Below are 22856 nucleotides of genomic sequence, written 5' to 3' on the forward strand. Positions count from 1 at the left end.
TAGACATCCATCGGTATGTCATTGTGCGCGCATCGGTGAATTGATGCGCTTCAAGTCGGGAAAATGAAGACGAAATTGGATTGCGGCGGCGCGTTTTGCGGCGTGTCTTGTCAAAATGCCAAAAATGAACGCAGATATCCGCATGTCAGATACTCAAAACGCCCGAGCCCTTGCCCCCCGCCGTCATGGCGAGATCCTTCGCCGTCTGGCCGCAGACGGTACGGTCAGCATCACCGAGCTTGCGGATTTCTTCGATGTGTCGCGGCAGACGATCCGCCGCGACTTGAAGCATCTGGCGGAGCGCGGCCAGCTCGATCTCGTTCACGGCGGCGCGACGCTGTTCGAGGCGACCGAAGCCGCCTTCACAGAGAGGCGTGGGGAGAATGCGGCGGCGAAGGCGTCGATCGGCAGGGCTGCAGCCGGTCTCGTGCGCGACGGCATGGTCGTCTTTCTCGATTCCGGCACGACGACGCTTGCGGTGGCTCATGCGCTGGTGGAGCGGAAAAACCTAACGATTTGTACGACTTCCCTCTCCATCGCGCTGCAGATGTGCCGCCAGCCGCTCGTCCGCGTGCATATGCTTGGTGGCGAGATCGATCCGGCGGAAGAGGCGGCCGTCGGCATTGATGCGCTCGAGGCGATCGGCCATTTCCGGGTGGATGTGGCCTTCCTCGGCGGTGGCGGATTGTCGCCAGACGGCGAGGTGACGGACTTTACCCGCAACGGGGCCGAGCAGCGCTCCCGCATGATCGCGATGGCGGCCAAGACCTACTTCATTCTCGATAGCTCGAAATTCGGCCGGCTGACGCCGCTGCGCATTCCGCGTTTCGAATTGGCAACGGGGGTAATCGTCGATGCGCGACCGCCGCAGGCGATCTGCGAGGCGCTGGAGCGCAGAGGTCCCGGCCTGATCGTTGCGGCGTAATGTAATATTTTGTAACTTTTTGTCTTGTTATTTGCTCTTCCCTTGCTATGGTGTGGCCTTCCATGGCTTCGGGAGGTTGTTTCATGGCTCAGAATTTTCCAACGCAGGCACAGGTCGTCATCGTCGGCGGCGGCATTATCGGCTGTTCGGTCGCCTATCACCTGACCAGGCTCGGCTGGACGGACGTCGTGCTTTTGGAGCAGGGGCAATTGAGCGGCGGCACCACCTGGCACGCAGCCGGTCTTGTCGGCCAGCTGCGCAGCCACGCGAACATGACCAGCCTCATCAAATATTCGACGCAGCTCTACAGCGAACTGGAGGCCGAAACCGGGCTCGCCACCGGCTGGAAGAACTGCGGCTCCGTTTCCGTGGCGCGATCGGTCGATCGCATGACGGTGCTGAAGCGCACGGCGGCGTCCGCCCGCGCGCAGGGCGTTGCCATCGAGGTGATTTCGCCGAAGGAGGCCCAGGACCTCTGGCCGGTGATGGCGATCGATGACCTGGTGGGCGCCGTCTGGCTGCCCGGTGACGGCAAGGCCAACCCGACCGATCTGACGCAATCATTGGCAAAGGGCGCGCGCAGCCGCGGTGCGCGCATCATCGAACGCGTGCGCGTCACCGGCATCACCGTTGCCGATGGCGCGGTTACCGGCGTGGAAACGGATCAAGGGACAATCGCCGCCGAGATCGTCGTCAATTGCGCCGGCCAATGGGCGCGCAAGGTCGGGCTGATGTGCGGCGTGTCGGTGCCGCTGCATTCGGCGGAGCATATGTACATCGTGACCGGCAGGATCGAAGGCGTGCATCCTGACCTACCGGTCATGCGCGATCCGGACGGCTACATCTACTTCAAGGAAGAGGTCGGTGGCCTCGTCATGGGCGGCTTCGAACCGGAGGCAAAACCGTGGGGCATGGCGGGCATTCCCGATGATTTCGAATTCGCCTTGCTGCCCGATGACTGGGACCAGTTCGAAGTCCTGATGCAGAGTGCCCTGCAGCGGGTGCCACAACTGGCGACGGCCGAGGTGAAGAAGTTTTATAACGGCCCTGAAAGCTTCACGCCCGACAACAACTTCATGCTCGGCGAGGCACCGGAACTGAAGAATTTCTACGTCGGCGCCGGTTTCAATTCGATGGGCATCGCCAGCGCCGGCGGCGCCGGGCGCGCACTGGCGGAATGGATCGTCAACGGCGCGCCGACCATGGACCTCTGGCCGGTCGATATCCGTCGCTTCGCAAACTTCAACAACAATCCGCGCTGGCTGCATGACCGCGTCAAGGAGACGCTGGGGCTGCACTATGCCATGCCCTGGCCAAACCGCGAGCTGGATACGGCGCGGCCGTTCCGCCGCTCGCCGCTCTATGATCGGCTGGCCGCAAAGGGCGCCTGCTTCGGCTCGAAAATGGGCTGGGAGCGTGCCAACTGGTTTGCGGCCGAGGGAGAGAAGCCGGTCACGGACTATGCCTTTGGCCGGCAGAACTGGCACGAGGCGGTAAAACGCGAGATGAAGGCAACGCGCGAGGCGGCCGGCATCTTCGACCAGACCTCCTTTGCCAAGCTTCTCGTCCAGGGGCGCGATGCCGCAGCCGCGCTCAACCGTATCTGCGCCGCCGATATCGACGTTGCCATCGGTCGTTCCGTCTATACCGGCCTGCTCAATGCCCGCGGTGGTTATGAAAGCGACCTCACCGTGCTGCGGCTTGCCGTGGATCGCTTCCTCCTCATCACCGGTTCGGCGCAGCCGGTGCACGACGCCGACTGGATCCGCAAGAACCTGCCGGCCGAAGCGCATGTGACGCTCACCGACGTCACGTCGGCCTACGCGGTTCTGGCGCTCATGGGGCCGAGTTCACGGGATATCCTCTCCCGGCTGACGTCGGCCGATCTCTCCAATGCGGCCTTTCCCTTCGCGACGATCAGGGAGATCGATATAGGCTATGCCACGGCCTATGCCAACCGCATGACCTATGTCGGCGAACTCGGCTGGGAACTGATCGTGCCGACGGAGTTCGCCGTTGGCGTCTATGAGGCGCTGCACGAGGCCGGGCGTGATTTCGGGCTGACCGATTGCGGCTACTACGCGCTCGAGGCGCTCCGGCTCGAAAAGGGCTATCGCGCCTGGAGCCGCGAGCTGACACCGGATATCACCCCTTACGAGGCGGGCCTTGCCTTCGCGCTCTCCCTCGACAAGCCGGGCGGTTTCATCGGCCGCGACGCATTGATCGCCGCCAGGGAGAACGGAGCGCCCACGCGGCGCATCGTGCAGTTCACGGTGGATGATCCATCGCCCATGCTATGGGGCGGTGAGCTGGTTCTTCGCGACGGCAAGCCGGTCGGCGAAGTCCGCTCGGCCGCCTACGGTCACACGCTCGGCCGCGCCGTCGCCCTTGGCCTCATCGAACATTCCACGGGCGTTGACAAGGCGTTCATGGAGGCCGGTCGGTTCGAAGTCGAGCTTGCAGGCGACCGGTTTTCTGTGACCCCGCACCTCTTACCGGCCTACGATCCGAAAGCCCTCAGGGTCAAGTCTTAGAGCGGGGTCAATGTGACCTGATTGGGCTGGAGACCGAGGAGCCAGCCTGACGGGCAAAGGCAAGGCCGAGTTTTCGGCCTTCGCCGGCAGAGGCGTGTGACGTTCTCCGTTTGCGGCATCGCCACGCTCAACAGGCCCGGCAACAAGGGGCACTGTACTCGATCGGTCGGTCGCAAAAAGCGACCGTCCGTGCCACAACATCATTCCATGACCGGGTGGTCACGTCGGCGTGCTGGCGAGCGGTACTCGGAAATATGGCTCGCCCGAGGCGCTGGCTTCGAAATTTCCGTGAACCGCGAAGGTTGTCTGAAGGTAGCTGGTGTTGGCCAGTTCCTGGCTCCGACCTTCAAAAATGAGCTTGCCCTTGGAGAGCAATATGACGTTGTCGGCAACGGCCATCGCATGATTCAGGTCGTGGATAGCAAGCACGACCGCGATGCCCCGCTCGGTGCTCAGCCGATCAAGCAGTTCCAGGACTTCGACCTGATGGCCGATATCGAGGAATGACGTCGGTTCGTCCAGCAGGAGGATTTCCGCCTCCTGCGCCAATGCAGCTGCGATCCAGGCCCGTTGACGTTCTCCTCCCGAAAGACTGGCGAGATCACGGTCGGAGAGCGCGACGAGACCGGTCTGTTCAAGCGCCCAGTCGACGACTGCGAGATCCTTCCGCGAAAAGCTCTGGAACAAACCGAGATGCGCGAACCGGCCCTGGCGAACGAGCTGCTCGACGGACATGTTCTCGGGAGATGTCGGGTTCTGCGGCAGGAAGGAGAGCCGCTTGGCAAGGTCGCGCCGCCTCCAGGTTTCGATCGGCCTGGTATCAAGGCTGACTGTGCCGCGCGTACAGCGCGCAAGGCCGGCCAAAGCATGCAGCGCCGTACTCTTGCCGGAGCCGTTCGGACCGATCAGCGACGTTATCTCGCCCGGGCGCACCTCGATCGATAATCCGTCCAGCGCGGTCATCGCTCCGTATTTGATTGTAATCTCGTCGGCTCTCAACGGCATGGCGGCCTCATCGATATCGGCGGAGCAGGAAAAACAGGAACGGCGCACCAGCAAAGGCTGTGACCACTCCGATCGGGATTTCTTCGGGGCCGCCGACCAGTCGGCCCGCCAGATCCGCTCCAGTCACAAGCGCCGCTCCGATCAGCGCGGCAAACGGAATGACCAGTGCGAAATGTCTGCCGGCGACGAAGCGCGCCAGGTGCGGCACGACGAGGCCGACGAAGATCAGCGGCCCAACGGCACCCACGGCGCTGGCGGCCAGGATCGAGGCGACGCCAAGCGTCAGGCTGAAGTACAGCCGGTACGAAAGACCGAAGGATCGCGCGACATCCTCATCGAAACGCAACATCAGCACCGGCCGATAGAGCGCCGGCAGGACGGCAAGGCCGGCCACAGTAAACGGCAGCAGGAAGAGCACGTGTTCCCAGCCGCGCGCATAGAGACTGCCTGAAAGCCACTGCATGACGATCTCGAAACGCGAGCTGCCCCAGCCGACGACGATGCCCATGGCAATGGCATGCAGGAATGCGCCAATGGCGATTCCGCACAGCGTCAGTTGCAGCGCGGCCATGCGTTTGGCGATTGCAAGACTGTAGATGACAAGGCCGCTCATCAGCCCGCCGACACAGCCTACGAATGGCAGCCAGGAAACGGGCAGTGTGTAAAGCGTGTTGGCATCTGAGTTGAAGCGATAGACGGCAAAGAACAGGAACACGGTCACCGCAAGGGTAGCGCCCTGCGATATGCCGATGATCGTTGGGTCGGCGAGCGGGTTGCGGGTGATGGACTGCAGCAGCGTCCCGGCGACCGCGAAATGAATGCCGGCCAGTATTCCTGTCAGAATGCGGGGAAGGCGGATCGTCAGGATGATCAGGTCTGACTGCTCGGAGCCGTTGCCGGTCAGTGCCGCAATCACCTCGGTCATCGGGATATCAACGACGCCCAGGAGCACCGCGACCAATATCAGGCCCATGGCCAGAAGTGTAAGGGCGAGGATGGCGCGCGTTGGCGTCGCCCGTGTTGCATTGTTGGTGCTTGAGGTCATCGGCGTGGCCCCGGCGCCATTCCCAGACGCCGTCGCTGGATCAGATAGATGAACACCGGGCCGCCGATCAACGCCGTGAAGATGCCCACCGGGATTTCGCGCGGAGCCGCGACGGAGCGTGCCAATGCGTCCGCCGTCACCAGCAGGGTTCCACCGAGTGCGATGTTGAGCAGGATCGCCCAGAGCGTGTCTGCCGGTCGCAGAAGACGAACGAGGTGGGGAGCAGCGAGGCCGATGAATGCGATCGGGCCGGCGACAGGCGTTACGCCGGCAACCAGAATGATGGCGCAGATCAGCACGATCGGTTTCCAGACGGCGGTGTTGACGCCCATGCCTGCCGCCGCCTCGTCGCCAAGACCGAACAGGCCGATCACCCGGTGGCTGACAAGCGCGCCGAGGAGGCCGATGACGATCCAGGGCAGCATGTAAACGACCTGTGGCCAGGAGCGACCCTGGAACCCGCCGGAAAGCCAGAACAGCACCGATGGGGATTGCGGGCCGCCGCGGAGCAGCACATAGGTCGTGATTGCGCTCAGGAAAAGCGCGACCGTAACGCCGGAAAGTGCAAGGTGGAGTGGCGAGCCCCGTCCGCCGTTCGATGCAAAAAGCGTCAGTGCTGCCGCACCGATGCCGCCTGCCATGCCGATTGGCGGATAGTAGGCCGACGATACGGCGGGAAAGAATATGAAGGTTGTAACGATCGCGGTGACGGCTCCAGCCGAGACACCCGTCAGGTCAGGCGCTGCAAGCGGGTTTCGCGTCGCCGATTGAAGCAGGAAGCCGGCGGTCGCCAGTGCCGCCCCCGCGAGGAAAGCCGCCAGGCTGCGTGGCATCCGAAGCGTCCAGACGATGATTCCGTCGGTGCCCTGATTTGGAGACAGGAGCGCGCCGACAGCCTTGGCAAGGGTCATGGGCTTGGCCCCGTAGAGCAGCCCGAGAACGAATATGACGAGTGCGCCTGCCAGAATGGATAGAAGTATCGACGCGGAACGCGAGTGCCGTCTCATGACATGGACCGGGAAAATTCGAGCCTGGCAGCCGTCTGCTCGAAGAGAAAAACCATGCCGACCCCGGCGGCGATCAAGCCTGCGCCCATCCCGAGCCAGACGCCATAGGCGCCAAGCTCCGTCTGCGTGCCAAGCACCCAGGCCAGCGGCAGGCCGAACGACCAATAGCAGGCAATCGTTATCCAGAACCCATGGCCCGCTCGGCCGACGCTGCGCACCGCGCCAACGCCGATATTCTGGACGAAATCGAACACTTGAATGACCGCGGCCATCGCTATGAGGATAAGGGCTATTCCATAAGTTTGGGCGGCTGACGCCGGATCGAGTGAAAACATTCGCAGGATCGGCTCGGGAAACAGGCAGAACAGCACCGAGAAGAGGCCGACGACAGCCAGTCCAAGGCAGAAGCCGCTACGCCCAACGCGCAGGGTTCCATTCCTGTCCTTGCTGCCGAGCGCCTCGCTGACGCCCACGGATGTCGCATGCGACATCCCGATCGACAGCATGAAGACGACATACATGATCTGATTGACCACCGCGTGCGCCGCAAGTGCTGAAGCGCCAAATGCGCCCATCATCAGCGCGATCGCAAGTGTAAAGCCCGCTTCCGATCCGTAAGACCCGGCGGTCGGCAAGCCGATCGCGAGCAACCTGCGGAAAGACCCGACAACCTCGGCACGCGACTTCACCGGCGCAAACCGGGTCGTTCGATGCGTCGCGACTGCGACCGCGGCAAATTGCAGAAGGAAGGAAATTGAGCTGGAGGCAGCAACGCCGGGTATGCCAAGCATAGGCAGACCGAAAGCACCGAACAGGAAGCCGTAGTCGAAGACCGCATTGATGACGACGGTTCCCAATGTAATCGCGAGCAGGACGTTGGCTTTGCGCCGTCCCACCACCACACCCCGGTAGGCGTAGAACCAGAACAAAGGGATGTAGCCGGGCGCAATGAAAATCAGGTAATCGCGGACTTGCGCCGAAATGTCCGGGTCTTGCCCGAACCATTCCAGCGTGGACCCTGCCAAGGCGAGCACGACCGCTGCAGCAACGGCCGCGATCGACGCCATGATCAGGGCGGCGGCAAGATGCTCCCCGCTCACCTCCTCGCTCCTGTCTTGTGCCACCAGGTTGGATGCTCCGATGAGCATCCCGAACCCCATGGTCCGCAGCAGGTTGAACAAGGTATAGCCGAGCGCGCCGACCGCAATCGCAGTGCCACCGGACCAGCCGAGCATCACCATGTCGGTCGTCGAAATGGCGACCTGAGCGAGTTGGATGAATGAAAGTGGTAGCGCCAACTCGGCGATGCGCCGCGCTTCGTGAAGGGTAGGGGTGCTGTCTGACACTTCGATGGTCCGGATTGGGCCGGCCCCCCGGGAGGCCGGCAACTTGGTGCTACTTGACCGATTCCGGTATCAGCTTGCGGGCCTCGGCCTTGACGTCCACTGCCGGGAACGTGTCGGGATGAAGCAGATGTGCGGCTTCCTTCAGCACGAGTTCGCGGGCGATCGGCCCATGCGCTTCAACCCAATGATCGCCGACATAGTGGACGCGGCCGTTCTTTACGGCGCTCAGCTGTTGCCAGATCGGATTGTTCTCCTGAGGACGGTCCGGACCATAGTCGTAGACGAAGATAACCTCGGGATCCTTTTCCAGCATCGTTTCGAGGCTCATTTCCAGGCCCCAGTTGTCGGGTACCGATGGTGTCGGATTCTGGCCGCCGATGTTGTCACCTCCGAGCGCAACGAGAATGGCGGCTGTCATGTTCTCCGAACGAAAGACCCACGGCGTCTCTCCACCCCACATCACGACGAAACGCGGATGCACATCCTTTGGAGCTTTCGCTGCGTAGGCTTCAAGGTCTGCCTTGAACTGCATGTTCAGTTCCTGACCGCGTTCCGGCTTGCCAAGGATCGTTGCCAATTGGCCGATCGTGCGGTCGCTGTCAGCGTATAGTTCGAGGTTGTAGGCCAGATACGGTGCTACTTTCTGATACTGGACGGCATTGCCTTCCGTGTAGCGCCGGATGGCAACGGTTATGTCGGGCTTGGCCTCTGCGAGCAGCTCGAGATTTGGAGCGGCGCGCTGACCAATCTGTTTGACGCCCTCCAGGTAGCCGCCCAGGAAGTCAGGATTGCGGCCCTCGACCATGTAGGTGGCGGCGACTGGCTTGATGCCAAGAGCGAGCGCCACATCCGCAGCGAAATATGATACCGACGCCACCCGCTTCGCGTCGGCCGGCACCGCAACGATCACGCCACGGTCGTCAATGACGTTCAGCGTTGAAGGCGATTGGGCGTAGGCAGGCAGCACGCATGCATTCCAGGCAAGGAAGGCAGCTATGGCATGTCCTGCGGCCGCGGCGCGGCACAAGCTGGCGTGTAGCATCAGGGTCTCCATCGATGTGTGGTCCCGGCATATGCCAGGCATGAATAATGATCATCTCAGCAAGCCGTTGCGGGACCGGCTCGATTCCCAAGTCGGGGATCTCAGCCTTTACAGCGCTTTGCTTTATGCGATTGTTGATATTAATAGTCCACTTTAAAGCAATCGAAAGTTTCTCAAGCGAGCATGAAAAAAACGCAAGCCGAAAGCCTGAAAAACCCTCCGTTGAACACCCTCGTCGCGTTCTCAACCGCAAGCAGGCGCGGCAGCCTGACATTGGCGGCTGCGGAAATGCACTTCACTCCCGGGGCCGTGAGCCGGCAAGTGAAGCAATTGGAAGATACGCTTGGGGTGAGCTTGTTTCACCGGTCCCACAACGCCATCACGCTGACGGATGCCGGGCAGCGTTTCCTAACGTACGTGAATGCGGCTCTCGCGATGCTCGAGACGGGCGCGCGTGGTTTGAACACGCAACGGTCGCGGCTCGTTATCCAGGCTCCAATAACGCTCGCCCGTCGATGGTTGATCCCGCGCATCGGCTCATTCCGGCAGGAGAACCCGACCGCCGATCTTGTTCTCCAATCGCTGGCGCTTGGCTCGCTTGAGAGACCCGACCTAACGATAACATATCGACGAAGCGCTGATGCTGCGGACGTGGCGTCGGCGTTCTTGCTGGACAGGACGATGGCGGTTTGCTCGCCGAAATTGATAGCCGGAAGCAGGGGCCAGCTCGAGGCCAGTGACATCCTCGAATTGCCCATCCTGCTGGACACGGCAGACGCATGGTCTTGGCGGTGCTGGTGCAATTCCGCGGGCCTCACGTTCGAGCCGCGAGGCGGCAGCATCGCATTCGACACCGACGAGGCGTCGATTGACGCCTGTATTTCGGGATTGGGAGTGGGGCAGGCGAGCCCGCTGTTTATCGAACACGAACTGAGATCGGGTCAGCTTGTCGCCTTGGCGGCGTCCGTGGCACCCGTCGTCGGCGCTTACGACATTTCAAAGCCTGTCGAATTCGGAATGGCAGGAATTTTCCTCGATTGGTTGGAAAAATGGACGAACGTCGGAGCTGAATGACAGATTGGCAGGCAACGACGCGGCCGGGATCGTATCATTTGCCGCCGGCAAACCGTTGAGATAGTCGCCACATCGCCTGCTTTCTTCAGCACCGCAAGTCACATCAAAAACCCATAAATCGAGGCGGTGCCAGCGTCTGCCGGACGATGTTAGCTTGCCTTCGGGAGGAAACCGAAGGAGCTGACCATGCCAAAATCGATTGTCAACGCCGTGGGCACCCCGCTTTTTTACAGTGGAGCATCTACGGCGTGGTTCTCCGCGACGGGTTCGGGGCCAGTGCTTTACGGCACTCAGGCAAACGACTCGATATGGGGCGATAGCTCCGTCAATGTCACCATGGCGGGCGGTAGAGGTGATGACGTTTACTATCTCTATTCGAGCATCAACCGCGCCATGGAGACGGCTGGAGCAGGTGTCGACACCATCAACACCTGGATGAGCTATACCCTACCCGAGAATTTTGAGAACTTGACGGTCACCGGCAGCGGCCGACACGCTTTCGGCAACAATGCCGACAACATTATCTCGGGCGCTTCAGGTAGCCAGACGATCGACGGTCGCGGCGGCAACGACATTCTGGTCGGTGGCGGCGGCGCGGACATCTTCGTCGTCGGGCGAGGTGGCGGCAGCGATCTGATCGTCGACTTCGACGGTTCCGATACGGTCCGGCTGAATGGTTACGATCTGACGAGCTTCCAGCAGGTCACCAGCCTTGCGACACAGGAAGGCGCGGATTTGAGGCTGAACCTCGGCGATGGCGAGAGCCTGTTGTTTGCAAACACGACCGTAGCTGATCTGGCACCCGAGCAATTCCAGCTTAGTCTCGATCGCTCCAGCCTTGCGCTGAGTTTTGCCGACGAGTTTGACAGCCTCTCCCTTCATGATGGCGATCAGGGCGTATGGGATGCGAAGTTCTGGTGGGCGCCTGAAAGGGGCGGAACCTTGGCCAGCAACGGCGAACTGCAGTGGTACATCAATCCCGCCCATGCGGGGACAGCCGCAATCAATCCGTTTTCGGTCGAAGATGGCGTGCTGACGATCAAGGCAGAGCCGACGCCGGATGCACTGAAACCAGAGATCGACGGGTACGAATACACGTCCGGCATGCTGACGACTTTCTCGACCTTTGCGCAGACTTACGGCTATTTCGAAATCAGAGCGGACATGCCGGCCGAAACGGGCACCTGGCCGGCGTTCTGGCTGTTGCCGGCAGATGGCACCTGGCCCCCCGAACTCGATGTTGTCGAGATGCGGGGGCAGCAGCCGAACACGGTCAACGTGACGGTGCACAGCAATGAGACGGGCGAACAGACAAGCGAGACGACCGCAGTCAAGGTAGCCAATACCGAAGGGTTTCACACCTACGGCGTACTATGGGAAGAGGATGAGATCGTCTGGTATTTCGACGACGTCGCCGTGGCGCGGGCCGATACGCCCGCCGACATGCACGGACCCATGTACATGGTGGTCAATCTCGCCGTGGGAGGAACGGCGGGGGCGCCGAACGCAGACTTCGGCGATGGGGCGGAAATGCGGATCGACTACATTCATGCTTACTCTCTGGATCAAACGCAGTCGGCGAGTGGCGAAGCGCAGCCGATGGACGACTGGTTGTCCTGATTTGTCGAATAGGTGTGGAGCATCTTGCTGGACGCCCTGCTGAGACAACGCGCAAACCATCTTCGATGGCGTTTTCACTTTGATGGGCGGTGTCCTCAGCATGCCCGTCCATGCCTCGTTTGGATAGGGCGCGAGGTCACCATCGCCGAGATCGAAAGGTGCGAGCGCCTGCGCAGTCAGGCGCTCCGGAGCGCAGTCTTCAAGCACCAGTGAAATGTCTCGCCAGCCGTCATGGGCGTCGACCTCGACCGCACAGCTCGTTCGGAGCCACGCGCAGACCGGCAGAGGATTGATGAGATCTTCCGGCAAGATCTCCAGGACGCATCGACCGCTCCCTAGATTGATTTCTTGCCAACCCGTCGGATGACCGGTGCCGGTCTTGGTCCGGCCGGCGGCGATGTCGCAGTCGGACTCTTCTCTTCCGGCCTCGATCACGCGGTGCGGTGTGCCGGCGCATCAATGCAATTGACATCGCCTGTATCCTGGATACAATTTGCGTCGATCTTGGGAGGGATCAATGAACCAGACCTTCGAATGGCGAAGTCAATCGCGCCTTCTTGACGAAGTTGCCCAGGCGCTTCGCGAGCGCATCTATGCCGGCGTCTATGCGCCTGGGGCAACGTTGCGCCAGGAGCGGATCGCCGCAGAGTTCGGCATCAGTCGCACGCCGCTTCGCGAAGCCTTGCGGGTGCTGGAGCGCGACGGGCTCGTTGTCAACAAGCCCGGCAGCGGCGTCAGGGTGGCCACCGCCGACCTGCCGAAGCTTCTGGACGCCTATGCCGTGCGCGAGGCGATGGACGGCGTGGCGGCACGCAACGCCGCCGAGCGCGCAACCGCATCCGAAATCAAGGAACTCGCAAAACAGATCGAGCGGCAGCAAAAGATCGTCGAGCGCTGGGATCCCGGCGCCTACACCCAGTCGAACGTCATCTTTCACGAGGCAATCGTCAGTGCCTCGCGCAATGCCTCGCTGGCGTCGCTCGGGCCGCTTCTGCGGATGACCTCGCAGGTCTTTGCTCCGGCCTTTTCGCTTTCCAGCGAACGCGCCAGCGCCGCGGTTGCCGAACACCGGATGATTGTCGAGGCGATTGCGGCCAGGGACCTTGATCAGGCCGAGAAGCTGGCGCGTGCGCATATCCACGCGACGGCAATGAGATTGAAAACGCTGATCCCGCAGCGCCAGACCGACAATGAGGCATGATGTGAAGACCTACGGCAATTTCATCGCGAACAAATGGCAGGACGCAGTCGGCGGCGAGCACATCGCCGTGCGGGACCCCTCCAACGGCGAGGTATTCGCGCGCATTGCCCGGGGTACCCGGGACGACATCGATCTGGCCGTGCGCTCGGCACGTTCGGCACTCTCCGGCGACTGGGGGCAGATGACCGCAACCGAGCGCGGGCGGGTGCTGAGCCGGATCTCGGGGGCAGTGCTGCGCAACATCGACCTCTTGACGGAACTCGAAGCGCAGGACGTCGGCAAACCCCTGACGCAGGCGCGGGCCGACGTCGTCGCGCTTGCCCGCTATCTCGAATTCTATGGCGGCGCCGCCGACAAGGTGCATGGCGACACCATCCCCTACCAGAACGGCTTCACCGTGCTGACGGTCTACGAGCCGCATGGGGTCACGGGGCATATCATCCCGTGGAACTATCCGATGCAGATCCTTGGCCGCAGCCTCGGCGCGGCGCTCGCGATGGGCAATGCGGCGGTGGTCAAGCCGGCCGAAGAGGCGTGCCTGACCATCCTGGAGTTTGCGCGTATCGCCGAAGAAGAGGGCCTGCCGCCCGGTGCGTTGAACGTCGTCACCGGATTTGGCTCGGAAGCGGGTGCCGCACTTTCCGAACACCCTGATGTCAACCACATCTCGTTCACCGGCTCGGTTCGAACCGGAGAAATGGTGCAGGCGGCGGCGGCGAAGAATGCGGTGCCGGTGACGCTTGAGCTCGGCGGCAAGTCGGCGCAGATCGTCTTTGCCGATGCGGACCTCGACCGGGCCGTTCCCTTCCTGGTGAACGCCGGGATCCAGAACGCCGGCCAGACCTGTTCGGCCTCGTCGCGAATCCTCATCGAGCGCGCCATCTACGAAGAGGTCGTGGCGCGAATGAGCGAAAAATACCGTGCGCTCAAGGTCGGTCCGGCCGATGCCGATCTGTCGCTCGGCCCCGTCGTCTCGCACAGGCAAAAGGCGATCGTCGAGGGCTTCCTTGCTGATGCGGCGAAGGATGGCTTGAAGATTGCGGCGCAGGGTGAGATCGTCGCCGACGCACCCGCCGCGGGCGCCTATGTCGCGCCGACGCTGCTGCGCGACGTGCCGCACGAGCATCGGACGGTTCAGGAAGAAATCTTCGGCCCGGTTCAGGTGATCATGCCGTTCGACGGCGAGGAAGAGGCCGTTCGTCTCGCAAACGGCACCGCCTATGGTCTCGTTTGCGGCGTCTGGACCAACGACGGCGGCAGGCAGCTGCGCATGGCGCGCGCCATCCACGCCGGTCAGGTTTTCGTCAACAACTATGGCGCCGGCGGCGGCGTCGAGCTGCCCTTCGGCGGCGTCAAGAAATCGGGCCATGGTCGTGAGAAGGGTTTCGAGGCCCTCTACGGCTTCGCCAGCATGAAAACCATTTCTGTCTACCACGGCTAGTTCAGCGTCGGGAGGAACAAATGTCACTAGAAGGTAAGATCGCTCTCATCACCGGCGCGGGCTCCGGCTTCGGCGAGGGTATTGCGAAGCGTTTCATCGACGGCGGTGCAAAGGTGGTCGTCGTCGACCGCGATGTCGCCGGGGCGGAGCGGGTGGCCAAGGAACTCGGCAGCAATGCGTTTGCCGTCGTCGCCGATATCGCCAAGCAGGCGGATGTGGAAGCCGCCGTCGCGGCCGGCCTGAAAAAATTCGGGCGCATCGATGTCCTGATCAACAATGCCGGCATCGGCCACAAGCCGCAGAACGCCGAACTTGTCGAGCCGGACGAGTTCGACCGGATCCTCGGCGTCAATGTGCGCGGCGTCTATCTCATGACGCGCGCGCTGCTGCCGCACATGAAGGAGAACAAGTCCGGCGTGATCGTCAACATCGCGTCCACCGGCGCCAACCGGCCGCGGCCGAACCTCGCCTGGTACAATGCGACCAAGGGCTGGGTCGTCTCCGCGACCAAGGCGCTGGCGATCGAACTCGCGCCCTTCAACATTCGCGTCGTCGCGCTCAATCCGGTGGCCGGCGAAACGCCGCTTTTGGCGACCTTCATGGGTGAGGACAGCGAGGAAATTCGCAAGAAGTTCCGCGACTCCATTCCCTTGGGACGTTTGCTGAAGCCCGAGGATCTCGCCGAGGCGGCGGCCTTCGTCGCATCGCCGCAGGCGTCGATGATCACCGGCGTTGCACTGGACGTCGACGGCGGACGTTCGATCTGATGACGACAGCGCCGCGCGTCTTTTAAGACGCGCTAAGGTCGCTGTAACACTTTGAAGTGCTGCATGTTTTTGTCCTCCAATCGAATACGATTAAAGGAAACATGCAGCAGGACCATAAACAACCAAACCGCAAAGCGGGGGAACCATGCTTAACTTGACGAAATGGGCGCTTGCCTCGTGCTTCATTGCCGCATCGCTGACGACGGCCATGGCCAAGGATACGATTACCGTCGGCCAGGTGCTGGAGCCGCCGGGCCTCGATCCAACCGCGGGTGCCGCCGCGCCGATCCGCTACATCACCTATGGGAACCTGTTCGAAGGTCTGGTGCGCGTGGTGGAGGATGGCACCGTGAAGCCACTCTTGGCCGAGAGCTGGACCGTCTCCGGCGACCAGAAGACTTACAGCTTCAAGCTTCGTCAGGGCGTCAAGTTCCACGACGGCACGCCCTTCGACTGCTCGATCGTCAAGTTCTCCTATGAACGCGCCGTATCGGCCGACTCGACCAATGCGCAGAAGGGCCTCTTCGAGCCGATCGAAAAGACCGAGTGCCCGGATCCGGCCACCGCGGTCGTGACCCTGAAGCGCCCAGCATCCAACTTCCTGTTCAACATGGCCTGGGGTGACGCGGTCATGATCGCGCCGTCATCGGCGGCCAACAACAAGACCAAGCCTGTTGGTACCGGCCCCTTCACGTTCAAGGAGTGGGCGAAGGGCGACAAGGTCGTGCTGGAAAAGAACGCCGACTACTGGGGCGAACCGGCCAAGCTCACCGAAGTCACCTTCAAGTTCATCAGCGATCCGTCCGCTGCCGCTGCGGCCGTTCTCGCCGGCAACGTCGATGCGTTCCCGATGTTCCAGGCCGCCGAACTCGTCAGCCAGTTCCAGAGCGATCCCAACCTTCAGGTCGAGGTCGGCAGCACCTCCGGCAAGGTGGTGCTCTCCCTCAACAATGCCCGCAAGCCATTTAACGACGTCAGGGTCCGCCAGGCGCTCGCCCATGCGATCGACCGGAAGGCTCTGGTCGAAGGCACCTATTCGGGTTTCGGCACGACGATCGGCTCGCACTATTCGCCGGTGGAGCCCGGTTATGTCGATCTGAACGAAACCTATCCCTATGACCCGGGCAAGGCGCAGCAATTGCTGCAGGAGGCGGGTGCCGAAGGCATGGAGATGACCATCATGCTGCCGCCGCCGGCCTATGCGCGCCGCGGTGGCGAGATCATCGCCGCCATGCTCAGCGAAGTCGGCATCAAGGTGAACCTTGTTCCGATCGAATTCGCGCAATGGCTCGACCAGGTGTTCAAGAACTCGGATTTCGACGCGACGATCATCGCTCACGCCGAGGCTCGCGACCTCGATATCTATGCTCGCGACAAATACTACTTCAACTACCAGAACCCGGAATACAAGGCGCTCTACAAGTCCTTCACGCTCGCCTCGACGGAAGCCGAGCAGACGGACCTCGCTGGCCAACTCCAGCGCAAGCTGGCGGCCGACGAGCCGAACGTCTTCCTCTATGCGCTGCCGAAGATCGGCGTCTGGAACAAGAAGGTGAAGGGCCTCTGGAAGAACATGCCGGTGCCGGCCGACGACCAGACCCAGACCTACTGGGAAAATTGATCAATTCGTTGGAGCGGGATGCGGGCGGAAAACCGCATACACTTTTCCTCATCCCGCTCTGGCCTCCGCCCCCTTGCCGTAGGGGCGGAGGCAGATCTGCCGTTGATCGCCGCACCCGGTGGCGGTCAGCGCTCGCTCATTCCGGGAGGTTGATGTGATTTCCTTTATTGGCGGTCGCCTCGTGTCGCTCGTTCTGACGACACTGGTCGCCTCAGTCATCGTCTTTCTGCTGATGCAGGTGCTGCCCGGAGACCCGGCGGTGCTGATGCTCGGCATGAATGCCGACCCGGACGCGATTGCGGCACTGCACCGGCAACTCGGCCTCGATCAACCGATCTGGATTCGCTATCTCCACTGGATCGGCGGCTTCGTCGTCGGCGATTTCGGCATGAGCCTTACCTATTCGGTACCGATCCGCGAACTGCTCGGGCCACGCATCCTGGTGACGTTGCCTCTCGCTCTGCTCTCCATGGCGATCTCCGTCGTCGTCGCCATCGCGATCGGCGTCTATGCCGCGGCCAATCGCGGCAAGGCTGGCGACACCGTCGTCATGGGTATCGCCCAGGTGGGCGTCGCCATCCCGAATTTCTGGCTTGCCCTGCTCTTCATTCTGCTTTTCGCGCTGAAACTCGCCTGGTTCCCGGCCTCCGGCTTTGCCGGCTGGGAAGGCGGCATCTGGAGCGGCCTGCACTCCCTCATCCTTCCAGCCTTTGCGCTCGGCCTGCCGCTCGCCGCCATTCTCGGGCGCGTCACCCGTTCCGCGGTGATCGAAACGCTCGGGGAGGATTTCATCCGCACCGCCCGCGCCAAGGGCCTCACCCGCGCCGGCGCTCTCTGGAAGCATGCGGTGCCGAACGCGCTCATCCCCGTCGTCACGATCATCGGCCTGCAGTTTTCCTTCCTGCTTGCCGGCACGATCATCATCGAGAACGTCTTCAACCTGCCGGGCATCGGCCGGCTGGTCTTCCAGGCGATCGCTCAGCGCGACCTGGTGACGGTCCAGACGCTGGTGACGCTGCTGGCTGCCTCCGTGATAACCATCAATTTCCTCGTCGATCTGGTATACGGCTATCTGGATCCGCGCCTGTCGCGGGGAGGCCACTGATGAGCAACCCAGCGATCGCTTCAGAGCCCGGTCTTTTCTCGAAACTGCTTGGCAGCCGAAGCCTGATGTTCGGCGTGACGGTCACCGCCATCCTCGTGGCGATGGCCCTGGTTTCCTTGGTCTGGACGCCCTTCTCGCCGACGGCGATGAATTTCCGCGACAAGCTTCAGGGGCCGAGCCTTGCCCATTGGTTCGGCACCGACAATTTCGGGCGCGATATCCTTTCGATGATCATGGTCGGCGCGCGCAACTCGATCGCAGTTTCGATCGTCGCGGTGCTGGTCGGCGCCGGCATCGGCGTACCGCTCGGTGCCTGGGCTGCGGCGCGCGGCGGCTGGGTCGACGGCCTGGTGATGCGCATGAGCGACCTTGCCTTCGCCTTTCCGGCGCTGCTGACGGCGGTCATCATCACCGCCATCTTCGGCCCCGGCGCGACCAATGCCATGATTGCCATCGGCATCTTCAATATTCCGGTTTTTGCCCGCGTGACGCGCGGCGCGTCGATGGGGCTGTGGAAACGCGAATATGTGCAGGCGGCCCGCTGCGCCGGCCGCGGCGACGTGGCGATCACGTTTCTGCACATCCTGCCCAATATCAACCACGTGCTGCTGGTTCAGGTGACGATCCAGTTCGCGCTGGCAATCGTTGCCGAAGCCGGGCTCTCCTATGTCGGCCTCGGCACCCAGCCGCCGATGCCGAGCTGGGGCAAGATGCTGAGCGACGCCCAGACCTTCATCTATCAGGCGCCGTGGCTTGCCATCTTCCCGGGACTTGCAATCACCTTCGCCGTGCTCGGCCTCAACCTTCTCGGCGATGGCCTGCGCGACATTCTCGACCCGCGCGTGAGGCGACAAAGATGACAGCACCATTGCTACGAATGGCCGGAATGTCGGTCGAGCTGTCAGCGGGCACGAGCCAGGTCGATATCGTTTGCGATGTCGATCTCGAGCTCGATCGCGGCGAACGCCTCGGTATCGTCGGAGAATCCGGCAGCGGCAAATCCATGACGGCGCTTGCCGTGATGGGCCTTCTGCCGCAACGCATGCGGGTTCGCGGCGAGTTGCTGTTCGACGGCCGGAACCTCGCGGGCCTGCCGGAAGCCGAGTACTGCAGCTATCGCGGCCGGCGCATCGCGATGATCTTTCAGGAGCCGATGACGGCGCTCAATCCGGTCAAGTCGATCGGTGCGCAGATCGCCGAAGGCCGGCGCCTTCATCTCGGCGAAACCAGGGCCGATGCCGAGAAGAGGGCGCGTGCGCTTCTGGACCGGGTCGGTCTGCCGGCGCCGCGCTTCAATCTGGATCTTTACCCGCACCAGCTCTCCGGCGGCCAGAGGCAGCGCGTGATGATCGCCATGGCGATCGCCTGCCAACCGGACCTGTTGATTGCCGACGAGCCGACGACCGCGCTCGACGTGACGGTGCAGGCGCAGATCCTCGATCTGCTCGACGACCTGATCGAAGACACCGGCACGGCGCTTATGCTGATCACCCACGATCTCGGCGTCGTCTCCGAAATGACCGAGCGCATTGCGGTCATGTATGCCGGACGCATCATCGAGACCGGCCGCACCGATGACGTGTTCGCGCGGATGGCGCATCCCTATGCGCGGGGCCTTTTTGCCGCCTCGCCGCATGGAGCCGCGCTCGCGCCGCGCCAGGTGGAAGGACGACCAAGGCTGAACGCCATCCCGGGCATCGTTCCCGATCCCTTTGCGCGGCCGGCCCATTGCTCTTTTGCCGAGCGCTGCGCCTTTGTCCAGCCGGACTGTCAGCGGGCGATACCGCCGCTGGACCTGATCGACACCGACAGGAATGTGGAGCATCGCGCCGCCTGCTTTCATCCACGCGAAAGGATGGTGGCACCATGAGCGATGTCATCCTGAGGACCACCGACCTGGTGCGCGAATACCCGTTGCCGCGCCCTTCGATCTTTTCGAAACAGGCCAGCTTGCGCGTCCTGCACGGCGTCAGCATCGAGCTTGCCGCCGGCAAGAGCCTCGGCATCGTCGGGGAAAGCGGTTCCGGCAAATCAACCCTTGCGCGTGCCGTCATGGGTCTGGAGCGCCCGCAGTCGGGCGAGGTTGCCATTGCCGGCAAGGATATTTACGCGCTGGATCGGGCGGGACTGCGCGAGGCGCGCAGGGGATTTCAGGCGATCTTCCAGGACCCCTACGGCTCGCTTGATCCGCGCCATACGGTCCGGACGATCATTTCCGAGCCGATCGTTTCGCTGGAGCGGGGAACCAGCGCCGCCGAGCGCAACCGTCGCGTCGCGGAGGTGCTCGAAGCGGTTGGCTTGCCACTGGCGTCGGCCGACAAATATCCGCATGAGTTCTCCGGCGGCCAGCGCCAGCGCATCGCCATTGCGCGCGCGCTCATCACCCGGCCGGCGTTGATCGTTGCCGACGAACCGGTTTCGGCGCTCGACGTCTCGATCCAGGCGCAGGTCCTGAACCTGATGATGGATCTGCAGGAGAGGCTCGGCCTCTCCTATCTGTTCATCAGCCACGATCTGGGCGTGGTCCGCGCCATCACCGACCGGGTCGCGGTCATGCATCTCGGCCGGATCGTCGAAGAGGGACCGACAAGCGAGGTGTTCGACAACCCGCGTCACCCCTATACGCAGGCGCTGGTGGCCGCCGTGCCGAAGCCCTTCTCCGGACGCCGCAAGCGGGTCCGGTCGAATACGCCACCGCAAACGCCGGTCCATACCGCAACGACCGCAGCCGGCTGCGCCTATGCCGCCGTCTGTCCGCGCAGGCAGGATCTCTGTCTGGCCCAAACGCCTGAGGCCAAGCCGGTGACGCCGACTTGGTCTGCCCGTTGTCACTTTGCCTAGAACTCTTTGAAATTCTGCAATTCCCTCGAATTGCTCTTGTTGCAGGAATTTTTCCCCATGTCCGATCTCGCCGATTTCTCCGCCGTCGATCTTGTCGAGGCTTACCGCCTCAGAAAGCTCTCTCCCGTTGATGTCGTTGATGCCGTCATCGCGCGCATCGATGCCTTAGAGCCGAAGCTCAATGCGCTGTGGGCCTACGATCCGGACGAGGCGCGTGAAGGCGCAAAAGCATCGGAAGCGCGTTGGGCCAAAAACGAACCTCTGGGCGCGATCGATGGCGTGCCGGTGACGATCAAGGAGAACATCGCGACGAAGGGAACAGCCGTGCCGCTCGGCTGCGCCGCCGTGCCGCTGGTACCGGCCTCCGAAGACGCGCCGCCGGCGGCGCGCACCCGCGAGGCGGGCGGTATCATCCTGGCCAAAACCACCATGCCGGACTACGGCATGCTCTCGTCCGGCCTTTCCAGCTTCCACAAGCTGGCCCGCAATCCATGGGACCTGTCGACCAATCCAGGCGGCTCGAGCGCCGGTGCAGGGGCCGCTGCGGCCGCCGGTTACGGCCCGCTGCATATCGGCACCGATATCGGCGGTTCCGTTCGTCTGCCGGCCGGCTGGTGCGGCGTCGTTGGTCTGAAACCGTCGGCGGGCCGGATCCCGATCAATCCGCCCTTCATCGGCCGCGTGGCCGGCCCGATGACCCGCACCGTGGCCGACACGGCGCTTTACATGTCGGTGCTGTCGAAGCCGGATGCGCGCGACACGATGTCCTTGCCCTATGCCGATATTCCCTGGCTCGATCTCGACGGCGACGTGAAGGGCTTGAAGATCGGCCTCTGGCTCGATGCCGGCTTCGGCCAGGCGGTCTGCGAGGAAACAGCGCAGGCAGTCAGCCACGCGGCAAAGCTCTTCGCCGACGCCGGTGCGATCATCGAGCCTGTCGCGCCTTTCCTGACCCGCGAGATGATCGACGGTCTCGATCGCTTCTGGCGGGCGCGCGGTTGGGAAGACGTGTCGCGCCTGGCGCCGGAACAGCAGGCGCAGATACTGCCCTACATCTTCAACTGGATCGAGACGGCCAAGGATTTTTCCGGTCGCGACGTCTATACCGGCTTCGCCCAGATCGACGCCATGCGCAATGCCATCCACGCGGCGCTGACCGGCTTTGATTTCATCCTCTCGCCGACGGCACCGGCGGCTTCCTATCCCGCCGAATGGGCCTCGCCGATCAATGACCCGCAGAAACCGTTCGAGCACATCGCGTTTACGGTCGCCGTGAACATGGGCGGACAGCCTGCAATCTCGATCAATTGCGGCTATACGGCCGGCGGTTTGCCGATCGGGCTGCAGATCATCGGCCAGCAGTTTGACGATATCGGCGTCCTGCGCCTCGCGCGGTCCTTCGAAACCCTGCGCCCGCAGCAGCGGCCCTGGCCCAAGCTCGCGGCATGAATCAAATCTCAAGTCTGAAACAACAGGAGCGCCGAAATGGCCGATCGTAAGCTTTTCATCCTTCCCGGCGACGGCATCGGCCCGGAAGCCATGGCGGAAGTCCGCAAAATCATCGCCTACATGAATGCCGAGCTTGGCAGCGGCTTCGTGACGGACGAAGGCCTTGTCGGCGGCTCGGCCTATGACGCCCACGGCCAGGCGATTTCGGAAGGGGACATGGCCAAGGCGCTGACCGCCGACGCCGTGCTGTTTGGCGCCGTCGGCGGTCCGAAGTGGGATGCCGTGCCCTATGACGTCCGCCCGGAAGCCGGTCTCTTACGGCTGCGCAAGGACCTGCAGCTGTTCGCCAACCTGCGCCCGGCGATCTGCTACCCGGCCCTTTCCGCCGCCTCGTCGCTGAAACCGGAACTGGTCGAGGGCCTCGACATCCTGATCGTGCGCGAGCTGACCGGCGGCGTCTATTTCGGCGAACCGAAGGAAATCATCGATCTCGGCAACGGCCAGAAGCGCGGCATCGACACCCAAGTCTATGACACCTACGAGATCGAGCGCATCGCCGGCGTTGCCTTCGAACTGGCGCGCAGCCGCAACAACCGCGTCTGCTCGATGGAAAAGCGCAACGTCATGAAATCGGGCGTGTTGTGGAACCAGGTGGTCACCGAAACCCACAAGGCGAAATATGCCGACGTTGGGCTCGAGCACATGCTGGCGGACGCCGGCGGCATGCAGCTGGTGCGCCAGCCCAAGCAGTTCGACGTCATCGTCACCGACAACCTGTTCGGCGACATGCTCTCGGATGTGGCGGCGATGCTGACCGGGTCGCTCGGCATGCT

The 22856-nt window shown here is 62.7% G+C and carries 19 protein-coding genes; 14 read left to right on the forward strand and 5 right to left on the reverse strand.

The genetic code is table 11. The features are described from left to right. Positions 1–142 precede the first annotated feature (142 nt). Entirely contained in the window at positions 143–925 is a 783-nt protein-coding gene (locus BC360_RS07955) for a DeoR/GlpR family DNA-binding transcription regulator (protein WP_065781834.1), read from the forward strand. 83 nt (positions 926–1008) lie between these two features. Continuing rightward, a complete protein-coding gene (locus tag BC360_RS07960; RefSeq protein WP_065794835.1) occupies positions 1009–3459 on the forward strand; it encodes a GcvT family protein in 2451 nt (816 codons plus the stop codon). 219 nt (positions 3460–3678) lie between these two features. Here the strand turns inward: BC360_RS07960 and BC360_RS07965 are convergent, their stop codons facing one another. The 5 genes from BC360_RS07965 to BC360_RS07985 are packed head-to-tail and all read right to left on the reverse strand — an operon-like array spanning position 3679 to position 8904. Then, entirely contained in the window at positions 3679–4464 is a 786-nt protein-coding gene (locus BC360_RS07965) for an ABC transporter ATP-binding protein (protein WP_065794836.1), read from the reverse strand. Between the two features lie 7 nt (positions 4465–4471). Further along, entirely contained in the window at positions 4472–5509 is a 1038-nt protein-coding gene (locus BC360_RS07970) for a FecCD family ABC transporter permease (protein ID WP_065794837.1), read from the reverse strand. Then, positions 5506–6516, reverse strand: coding sequence for a FecCD family ABC transporter permease (locus BC360_RS07975; protein ID WP_065794838.1), 1011 nt, complete (start codon positions 6514–6516; stop codon positions 5506–5508). Before BC360_RS07975 ends, BC360_RS07970 begins: the two co-directional genes overlap by 4 nt. Further along, entirely contained in the window at positions 6513–7862 is a 1350-nt protein-coding gene (locus BC360_RS07980) for an MATE family efflux transporter (protein ID WP_065794839.1), read from the reverse strand. The genes BC360_RS07975 and BC360_RS07980 overlap by 4 nt, the downstream gene beginning before the upstream one ends. A 49-nt stretch (positions 7863–7911) precedes the next feature. Then, positions 7912–8904 carry an ABC transporter substrate-binding protein gene (locus BC360_RS07985; protein ID WP_083222478.1) on the reverse strand — a complete coding sequence of 331 codons (993 nt, stop codon included), beginning with the start codon at positions 8902–8904 and terminating at the stop codon, positions 7912–7914. Positions 8905–9087: 183 nt separating this feature from the next. Between BC360_RS07985 and BC360_RS07990 the strand changes: the two genes are divergently transcribed. The 12 genes from BC360_RS07990 to leuB form a co-directional block, all read left to right on the forward strand. Then, the gene (locus BC360_RS07990) at positions 9088–9978 is read left to right on the forward strand and encodes a LysR substrate-binding domain-containing protein (RefSeq protein WP_065794840.1); all 891 of its coding nucleotides are present in this window, start codon (positions 9088–9090) and stop codon (positions 9976–9978) included. 186 nt (positions 9979–10164) lie between these two features. Next, the gene (locus BC360_RS07995; RefSeq protein WP_065794841.1) at positions 10165–11598 is read left to right on the forward strand and encodes a family 16 glycosylhydrolase; all 1434 of its coding nucleotides are present in this window, start codon (positions 10165–10167) and stop codon (positions 11596–11598) included. Between the two features lie 517 nt (positions 11599–12115). Beyond that, on the forward strand, positions 12116–12799 hold the full coding sequence (locus BC360_RS08000) for a GntR family transcriptional regulator (protein WP_065794842.1): 684 nt from the start codon (positions 12116–12118) through the stop codon (positions 12797–12799). Continuing rightward, positions 12789–14240, forward strand: coding sequence for an aldehyde dehydrogenase family protein (locus BC360_RS08005; RefSeq protein WP_065794843.1), 1452 nt, complete (start codon positions 12789–12791; stop codon positions 14238–14240). The genes BC360_RS08000 and BC360_RS08005 overlap by 11 nt, the downstream gene beginning before the upstream one ends. Before the next feature lie 20 nt (positions 14241–14260). Then, positions 14261–15007 carry a glucose 1-dehydrogenase gene (locus tag BC360_RS08010; protein WP_065794844.1) on the forward strand — a complete coding sequence of 249 codons (747 nt, stop codon included), beginning with the start codon at positions 14261–14263 and terminating at the stop codon, positions 15005–15007. A gap of 145 nt (positions 15008–15152) precedes the next feature. Beyond that, positions 15153–16628 carry an ABC transporter substrate-binding protein gene (locus BC360_RS08015; RefSeq protein ID WP_065794845.1) on the forward strand — a complete coding sequence of 492 codons (1476 nt, stop codon included), beginning with the start codon at positions 15153–15155 and terminating at the stop codon, positions 16626–16628. Between the two features lie 154 nt (positions 16629–16782). Then, positions 16783–17733, forward strand: a complete 951-nt coding sequence (locus BC360_RS08020) for an ABC transporter permease (protein WP_065781652.1) — start codon at positions 16783–16785, stop codon at positions 17731–17733. Beyond that, positions 17733–18593, forward strand: coding sequence for an ABC transporter permease (locus BC360_RS08025; RefSeq protein ID WP_065794846.1), 861 nt, complete (start codon positions 17733–17735; stop codon positions 18591–18593). The genes BC360_RS08020 and BC360_RS08025 overlap by 1 nt, the downstream gene beginning before the upstream one ends. Further along, positions 18590–19603 carry an ABC transporter ATP-binding protein gene (locus tag BC360_RS08030; RefSeq protein ID WP_065794847.1) on the forward strand — a complete coding sequence of 338 codons (1014 nt, stop codon included), beginning with the start codon at positions 18590–18592 and terminating at the stop codon, positions 19601–19603. The genes BC360_RS08025 and BC360_RS08030 overlap by 4 nt, the downstream gene beginning before the upstream one ends. After that, positions 19600–20574: an ABC transporter ATP-binding protein gene (locus tag BC360_RS08035; protein WP_083222479.1), complete on the forward strand. Its 975-nt coding sequence runs from the start codon at positions 19600–19602 to the stop codon at positions 20572–20574. Before BC360_RS08030 ends, BC360_RS08035 begins: the two co-directional genes overlap by 4 nt. Before the next feature lie 57 nt (positions 20575–20631). After that, on the forward strand, positions 20632–22023 hold the full coding sequence (locus BC360_RS08040) for an amidase (RefSeq protein ID WP_065781649.1): 1392 nt from the start codon (positions 20632–20634) through the stop codon (positions 22021–22023). Positions 22024–22059: 36 nt separating this feature from the next. Next, positions 22060–22856 (forward strand): 3-isopropylmalate dehydrogenase (leuB, locus tag BC360_RS08045; RefSeq protein WP_065794848.1); only part of this gene is annotated, 797 nt, incomplete at its 3' end.

The sequence above is a fragment of the Ensifer sp. LC163 genome, from assembly GCF_001695855.1.
Taxonomy (GTDB): Bacteria; Pseudomonadota; Alphaproteobacteria; order Rhizobiales; family Rhizobiaceae; genus Ensifer.